Here is a 6,834-nt window from a genome sequence, read left to right on the forward strand (position 1 = left end):
CGACGGTTGGTCGACAGCGCGGCGGCGATGACGAGCAGGCCGAGCATGCCCGCCAGTCCCCAGATGACGTGCATGGTCCATCCCTCTCGTGGTGTGTCCGCGGACGCGTGCCCGCCCACACTCTCAGATCACGTCGACCGGGTCCTGCCGGCGCACGAGCCCCGGGGTGACGACGTCGGCGTCGACCCCGAAGGGGACCTCGCCCTCGGGCCGCTCCCGGCGGGCGAGGGTGTGCAGGTGACGCGTGTCGAGCTCGCCCGTCTCGCAGTTGATGTCGACGACCCGGCAGCGCGGGACCGGGCCGCGCACCCGGACCACGGCCTCGCCCAGGCGCAGCAGGCTCCCCGGCTCGGGGTCACGGTCGGCCTCGATCGTCAGCGTCGCGCGGAACCGGGCAGCCTGCTCCTCGCCGAGGTCGCGCAGCGCTCCGGTCGTCACCATGCTCACGGAGCCGCCGTAGACGACCTCGCCGGCTGAGCGGATGCGGGCCAGCCGGACCGGTCGGCCCAGGTGCTGGCCGAGGAGGTCGGCATGGTCCGAGGCCATGACCTCGAGCCGGGCTCGTCGCCCCCAGTAGTCGGCCTCGACGACCTCACCGGTGGGCGTGGGCTCCCCGGTGAGGGGCCCTCCCTTCGGTGTGGTGACGGTCAGCCGGGGGCCGTCCAGGGAGGCGGAGACGAGGACCATCGACGGGTTGTCGACCGTGCGCAGCACGTGGTCGCGGTCGGTCTCGAGCAGGCAGAAGAGGCGGTCGCCGCGCGGGCCCGTCGGGTCGACGCGGACGTGGGCGAGGTCGGCGTGGCGGGCGCCCTTGAGCGGGGTGAGTCCGATGCGGGTGATGTGCACGGCCGCCAGTCAACCAGCCGTGGGCTCAGGCGACGTGACGCTCGTAGTCGCGGTCGCCGCGGAAGGGCATGAGGTGCTGCTCGACGATGCCCTCCGGCACGCTCTCCAGCCGCAGGACGCCGTACTCCTCCGGCCAGCTGCCGTCACGGGGGAGCTTGAAGCTGCCCATGAGCATGTCGACGACCGGCAGGTGGATCGCGTAGTTGCGGTCCCAGTAGTCGACGTGCCGGGCGTGGTGCCAGTGGTGGTAGCGCGGCAGGACGATGAGGTACTCGAGCCAGCCGAAGCGCACCCCGATGTTGGCGTGGGCCACGACGGCCTGGAGGCCGACGATGATGACGTAGGCGTTCATCGCGGGGGTCGAGAAGCCGAGGACAATGAGCGGCAGCAGGACGATGCTGCGGGTCAGGACGGTCTCGGCGAGGTGGACGCGCGAGCCGGCGAGCCAGTCGAGGTCGCGGCTGGAGTGGTGCACGGCGTGGAACCGCCAGAGGCTCTTCACCCGGTGGTAGGCGCGGTGCAGCACCGCCTGGGCGAGGTCGGCGACGAAGACCGCGAGCAGGACCTGCAACCACAGGGGGACCGCGCGGACCAGCTCCTTGATCGGGTCGACGGCGATGGCTGCGGCGACCGTCGTCGTCGACGTCGTGACGACGATGAGGATCAGCTGGACGAGGACGTGGCTGAGGAAGAAGTAGCAGACGTCGGTGCGCCAGCCCCGGCGGAGCACCGGGTGCGGTCGGTGGGCGAGGTGGCGCTCGAGCGGGATGAAGACGACCGCCGAGAAGACGAGCGAGAGGATGAACCAGTCGACACCCAGCGACCACGGGGTCGCCTCGATCTCGCCGAGGGGGACCTCGGACCCACCCAGCAGCACAGCCACCGTGGCCGCGACGACCCCGGTGAAGGCGATGGGCCGTCGCTGCCCGGCGAGCACGGCGACCGTGCCGATGACCAGGGCTGCGATGATGCCGACGAGCAGCAGCCCGCGGGCGAAGCCCGAGGTGTAGACGGGGCGGAACTCCTGGCTCGTGAGCAGCTCGGGGAAGTGGAAGCACAGCACGGCGAGCAGGCTGAGCACGCCGAACCAGCAGGCGGTGTGCGGGAGGAGTCGAGCGTCCTTGGTGAGCATGCATCGACGGTAGGGAGGGCGAAGGGGGCGCGGCCTGAGGTCTGGTACTCAAGGTGGAATGCGTTGGGGGCCGCCCCCTTCGCGGGGATAGAGTTCTTCGCGGTGCCGGCCGGGCACCGCACCCCGTCCCACAGGAGCATCCCGTGTCTGCCCAGATCACCATCAACGTCGCCGGAGACGAGCGATCGGTGGACCGGGGGACTACTGCGGCGGACCTCTTCGAGGGAGACCGGGCAGTCCTCGTCGCCCGGGTCAACGGCGAGCTGCGCGACCTGGCCCACGAGGTCGCCGAGGGTGACGTCGTCGAGCCGGTCACGGCCGCCGAGCAGGATGGTCTCGACGTCCTGCGCCACTCCACGGCCCACGTGCTCGCGCAGGCCGTGCAGCAGATCAACCCCTCCGCCAAGCTCGGCATCGGCCCGCCGATCCGCGACGGCTTCTACTACGACTTCGACGTCGAGGAGCCCTTCACCCCCGAGGACCTCAAGGCGCTCGACAAGGCGATGCAGCGGATCATCAACGAGGGCCAGGCCTTCGTGCGCCGCGAGATCAGCGACGACGACGCGCTCGTCGAGCTGGCCGACGAGCCCTACAAGTGCGAGCTCATCGGGCTCAAGGGCGGCGCCTCCGAGGACGCGGCCGAGGGCGCCTCGGTCGAGGTCGGCGGCGCCCAGCTGACGATCTACGACAACGTCCGCCGCGACGGCACCCGCGCCTGGGGCGACCTGTGCCGCGGACCGCACGTGCCGAGCACCAAGGTCATCGGCAATGCCTACAAGATCATGCGCAGCGCCGCGGCCTACTGGCGCGGCAGCGAGAAGAACCCCCAGCTGCAGCGTGTCTACGGCACGGCCTGGCCGTCCAAGGACGAGCTCAAGGCCTACCTCGACCGGCTCGCCGAGGCGGAGAAGCGCGACCACCGCAAGCTCGGGCGCGACCTCGACCTCTACTCCTTCCCCGACGAGATCGGCTCCGGCCTGCCGGTCTTCCACCCCAAGGGTGGCGTCATCAAGCGCGAGATGGAGGACTACGTCCGCCAGCGGCACATCGAGGAAGGCTTCGAGTACGTCGGCACGCCGCACATCGCCAAGGAGGGGCTCTTCCACACCTCCGGCCACCTGCCCTACTACGGCGAGGGGATGTATCCCCCCTTCGACGTCGACGGCATGGACTACCGCCTCAAGGCGATGAACTGCCCGATGCACAACCTCATCTACCGGAGCAAGCAGCGCTCCTACCGCGAGCTGCCGCTGCGGCTCTTCGAGTTCGGCCACGTCTACCGGCACGAGAAGTCCGGTGTCATCCACGGCCTGACGCGGGTGCGCGGCTTCGCCCAGGACGACAGCCACTCCTACGTCACCAAGGAGCAGGCGCCCGACGAGATCCGCCACCTGCTCGACTTCATCCTCGGGCTGCTGCGCGACTTCGGTCTCGACGACTTCTACCTCGAGCTGTCCACCCGGGACGAAGGGGGCGAGAAGTCCAGCAAGTTCATCGGCAGCGACGAGGACTGGGCCGAGGCGACCGCCGTCCTCGAGCAGGTGTGCTCCGAGACCGGGCTCGAGCTCGTGCCGGACCCGGGCGCGCCGCCTACCTACGCCCAAGGTGTCGGTGCAGGCCCGTGACGCCATCGGCCGCACCTGGCAGATGAGCACGATCCAGTACGACTTCAACCAGCCCTCGGCCGACCGCTTCGCGCTCGAGTACCAGGCGGCCGACGGCTCGCGGCAGCAGCCGGTGATGATCCACTCGGCGAAGTTCGGCTCGATCGAGCGCTTCATCGGTGTGCTCGTCGAGCACTACGCCGGCGCCTTCCCGGTGTGGCTCTCGCCCGTCCAGGTGCTCGGCGTGCCGGTCGCCGAGGAGTACAACGACTACCTCTGGGACGTGCTGCAGCAGATGCGGACGAAGGGGATCCGCGTCGAGCTCGACGAGAGCGACGACCGCTTCCCGAAGAAGATCCGCAATGCGAGCAAGTCCAAGGTGCCCTTCACCCTCATCGCCGGCGAGGAGGACCGCAGCAACAACGCCGTCTCCTTCCGCTACCGCGACGGCAGCCAAGAAAACGGGCTGCCGATCGAGACCGCGATCGAGCGGGTCCTCGCGGCCGTCGAGGCCAAGGACCAGATCACCTCGGCCCCGAGCCTGACCAATCCCGGCCCCGACGCCGCCCCTGCCGGCACCATCTGAGGCGTCGCACCCACAAGAACCCGCATTTCCTTGAGGTCGTACGGCCTCCGGGCCGCATTTCCTCAAGGAAGTGCGGGTTCTTGGCTATGTTGCGGGCATGACGACGCGGATCCGCCCGATCGAGCGCGACGACGCGCTCTCGCTCGGCGCGCTGCGCCTGCAGCAGGACCGGGAGGTCGGGCACACGCCGCGGCCCGGCTTCCTCACCGACTACGCCGATGCGCTGCTCGCCGACTTCGACGGGGTCCGTGGCTGGATCGCCGAGGAGCCCGACGGGCGGCCGGTCGGCTGCGTACTCGCGCTGCGCGTGCGCAAGCTGCCCACGCTGAGCCACCTCGGGCGGCCGGAGTGGTGGTACGTCCAGCAGGTCTTCGTCTCTGCCGACCGACGCCGCGAGGGGCTGGGCCGCCGCCTGCTGCACGCGGTGCAGGAGGCGGCGACCGCCGAGCGGGTGCGCTTCGTGCGGCTCAACGCCAGCGACGCCGGGCGGCCGCTCTTCGACGCCACCGGCTTCGACGACCCGACCGCCCGGCTGCGCGAGTGGGTCCCGCGGCAGGGCTGAGCGCCGGCCCGGCCACGGGACGAAGGGGGCGGACCCCCCTTCGTCATGGGGCGTGACAGGATCGGGCCCATGACGCAGCAGGACCACCCGACCGAGGACGCGCGCTCCCTCGTGGGCGTGCCCGATGGCTTCGACCGGCTGTGGACGCCGCACCGCATGGCCTACGTGACGGGGGAGCGGCCGAGTGACGACGCGGGAGACGGGTGTCCCTTCTGCGTCGCCCCGGACAAGGACGACGCCGAGGGGTTGATCGTCCACCGCGGCGAGACCTGCTTCGTCGTCATGAACCTCTTCCCCTACAACGCCGGTCACGTCCTCGTCTGCCCCTATCGGCACGTCTCGCTCTACATCGACCTCACCGACGAGGAGACGGCGGAGTTCACGGCCCTGACCAAGACGGCGATCCGCGCGCTGCAGGCCTCGTCCAACCCGCACGGCTTCAACCTCGGGATGAACCAGGGCGCCGTCGCCGGCGCCGGGGTGGCCGCGCACCTGCACCAGCACGTCATCCCGCGGTGGGGCGGGGACATGAACTTCCTGCCGATCATCGCCCAGACCAAGGCGCTGCCGATCCTGCTCGAGGACGCCCGTGCGGCCCTCGTCGCGGCGTGGGGGGACGCCAGCCGCTGAGGCTGCTCGCCCACAGGCCGGTGCGCCGTCCGGCGGCGGTGCGGGGCGCGGTTACGCTTGACCCGCCATGCTCAATCGATACGCACGCGCCGCCGTCACCCGGATCCTCACCCCGGTGGCGCGCCTTCTGCTCCGGATGGGCATCAGCCCCGACGCCGTCACGATCATCGGCACCCTCGGCGTCTGCCTCGGTGCCCTCGTCTTCTTCCCCCGCGGGCAGCTGCTCGTCGGCGTGCTCGTCATCACCGCCTTCGTCTTCTCCGACACGATCGACGGGATCATGGCCCGCCAGCTCGGCCGGTCGAACCGCTGGGGTGCATTCCTCGACTCGACGCTCGACCGGCTCGGTGACGCCGCGATCTTCTCCGGCCTGGCGATCTGGTTCTTCCAGGGCGGCGACGACCGGCTCATGGCCTGGCTCGCCCTGGCCTGTCTCGTCCTCGGCAGCGTCGTCTCCTACGCGCGCGCCCGCGCCGAGGGGCTCGGGATGCGGGCCGACGTCGGCATCGCGGAGCGGGCCGATCGGCTCGTCGCCGCGCTCGTCACGACCGGCTTCGTCGGCATGGGCCTGCCCGAGGAGGTGCTCAAGGTCGTGCTCGGTCTGCTGGCCGTCGCCAGCGTCGTGACGATCTTCCAGCGCGTCCTGCTCGTGCGCCGGCAGGCCTTTGCCCAAGAGTCCTCCGGCACCGCACCCGCCGGGTCATGACGCGGCTGCGGCAGCGCGCCACCGTCCTCGCCTTCCTCCTGGCGTGGCGGGCGCTGCGGCTGCTGCCGGCCCGGCTGGCCTACCTCCTCTTCGACCTCGCGGCCGACCGCACCCATCGCGCCCGACGGCCCGTCCGTCCAGCGGCTGCGAGCCAACTACGCCCGGGTCCGCCCGGAGCTGTCGGCGGACGACCTCGAGCGGCTCGTCGCCGATGGCGTGCGGGCCAGCCTGCGCTACTACGTCGAGGCCTTCCGGCTGCCCGCGGTGAGCGGCGAGCACGTCGACTCGGTCGTGCGCTTCGAGGGGGCGATGCCGCAGCTCAAGGCGGACCTGCTCGCCGGCCGACCGGTCCTGGCCTTCCTCGGCCACACGGGCAACTGGGACCTCGCCGGGGTCTGGTGCGCCCGCCACCTCGGCACCGTCGTCACCGTTGCCGAACGGCTCGAGCCGGAGGAGATGTTCCGCGCCTTCCTCGACTACCGAGAGAGCCTGGGCATGGTGATCCACCCGGCCGAGCGGGGCACCTTCGTCAGGCTGCGCGAGCAGCTCGCGACGGGGGAGCCGGTCGTCATGCCGCTGCTCGCCGACCGTGACCTGTCCGCGAGTGGCGTCGAGGTCGACCTGTGCGGGCACCGGGCGCGCATGGCCGCCGGCCCCGCGGCCCTCGCCGTCGAGACCGGCCTGCCGCTCTACCCGGTGACGCTGCGCCACGAGCCGGGTCGCGGCAGCCTCGGGGCGATGGTTCTGACCGTCCACGACGCCCGTCGC

The 6,834-nt window shown here is 71.1% G+C and carries 6 protein-coding genes and 1 pseudogene; 5 read left to right on the forward strand and 2 right to left on the reverse strand.

Features of this window, described 5'->3' with window-relative positions; genetic code table 11:
- Positions 1-123 precede the first annotated feature (123 nt).
- Both AC2W7J_RS13950 and AC2W7J_RS13955 read right to left on the reverse strand, forming a co-directional pair.
- The gene (locus tag AC2W7J_RS13950; protein WP_485983113.1) at positions 124-846 is read right to left on the reverse strand and encodes an MOSC domain-containing protein; all 723 of its coding nucleotides are present in this window, start codon (positions 844-846) and stop codon (positions 124-126) included.
- A gap of 25 nt (positions 847-871) precedes the next feature.
- On the reverse strand, positions 872-1,978 hold the full coding sequence (locus AC2W7J_RS13955) for a sterol desaturase family protein (RefSeq protein ID WP_485983115.1): 1,107 nt from the start codon (positions 1,976-1,978) through the stop codon (positions 872-874).
- 143 nt (positions 1,979-2,121) lie between these two features.
- Between AC2W7J_RS13955 and thrS the strand changes: the two are divergent.
- The 5 genes and pseudogenes from thrS to AC2W7J_RS13980 all read left to right on the forward strand — a co-directional run.
- Positions 2,122-4,168, forward strand: a pseudogene (thrS, locus tag AC2W7J_RS13960) (threonine--tRNA ligase).
- Positions 4,169-4,265: 97 nt separating this feature from the next.
- A complete protein-coding gene (locus AC2W7J_RS13965; RefSeq protein WP_485983117.1) occupies positions 4,266-4,730 on the forward strand; it encodes a GNAT family N-acetyltransferase in 465 nt (154 codons plus the stop codon).
- A 69-nt stretch (positions 4,731-4,799) separates the two neighbouring features.
- Positions 4,800-5,360 carry an HIT family protein gene (locus AC2W7J_RS13970; RefSeq protein ID WP_485983118.1) on the forward strand — a complete coding sequence of 187 codons (561 nt, stop codon included), beginning with the start codon at positions 4,800-4,802 and terminating at the stop codon, positions 5,358-5,360.
- Between the two features lie 67 nt (positions 5,361-5,427).
- Positions 5,428-6,066, forward strand: a complete 639-nt coding sequence (gene pgsA / locus AC2W7J_RS13975; protein ID WP_485983120.1) for a phosphatidylinositol phosphate synthase — start codon at positions 5,428-5,430, stop codon at positions 6,064-6,066.
- A 114-nt stretch (positions 6,067-6,180) separates the two neighbouring features.
- On the forward strand, positions 6,181-6,834 hold a 654-nt coding region (locus AC2W7J_RS13980), incomplete at its 3' end, for a phosphatidylinositol mannoside acyltransferase (protein ID WP_485983122.1).

The organism is Janibacter sp. CFPM2_SD2 (genome assembly GCF_057364645.1).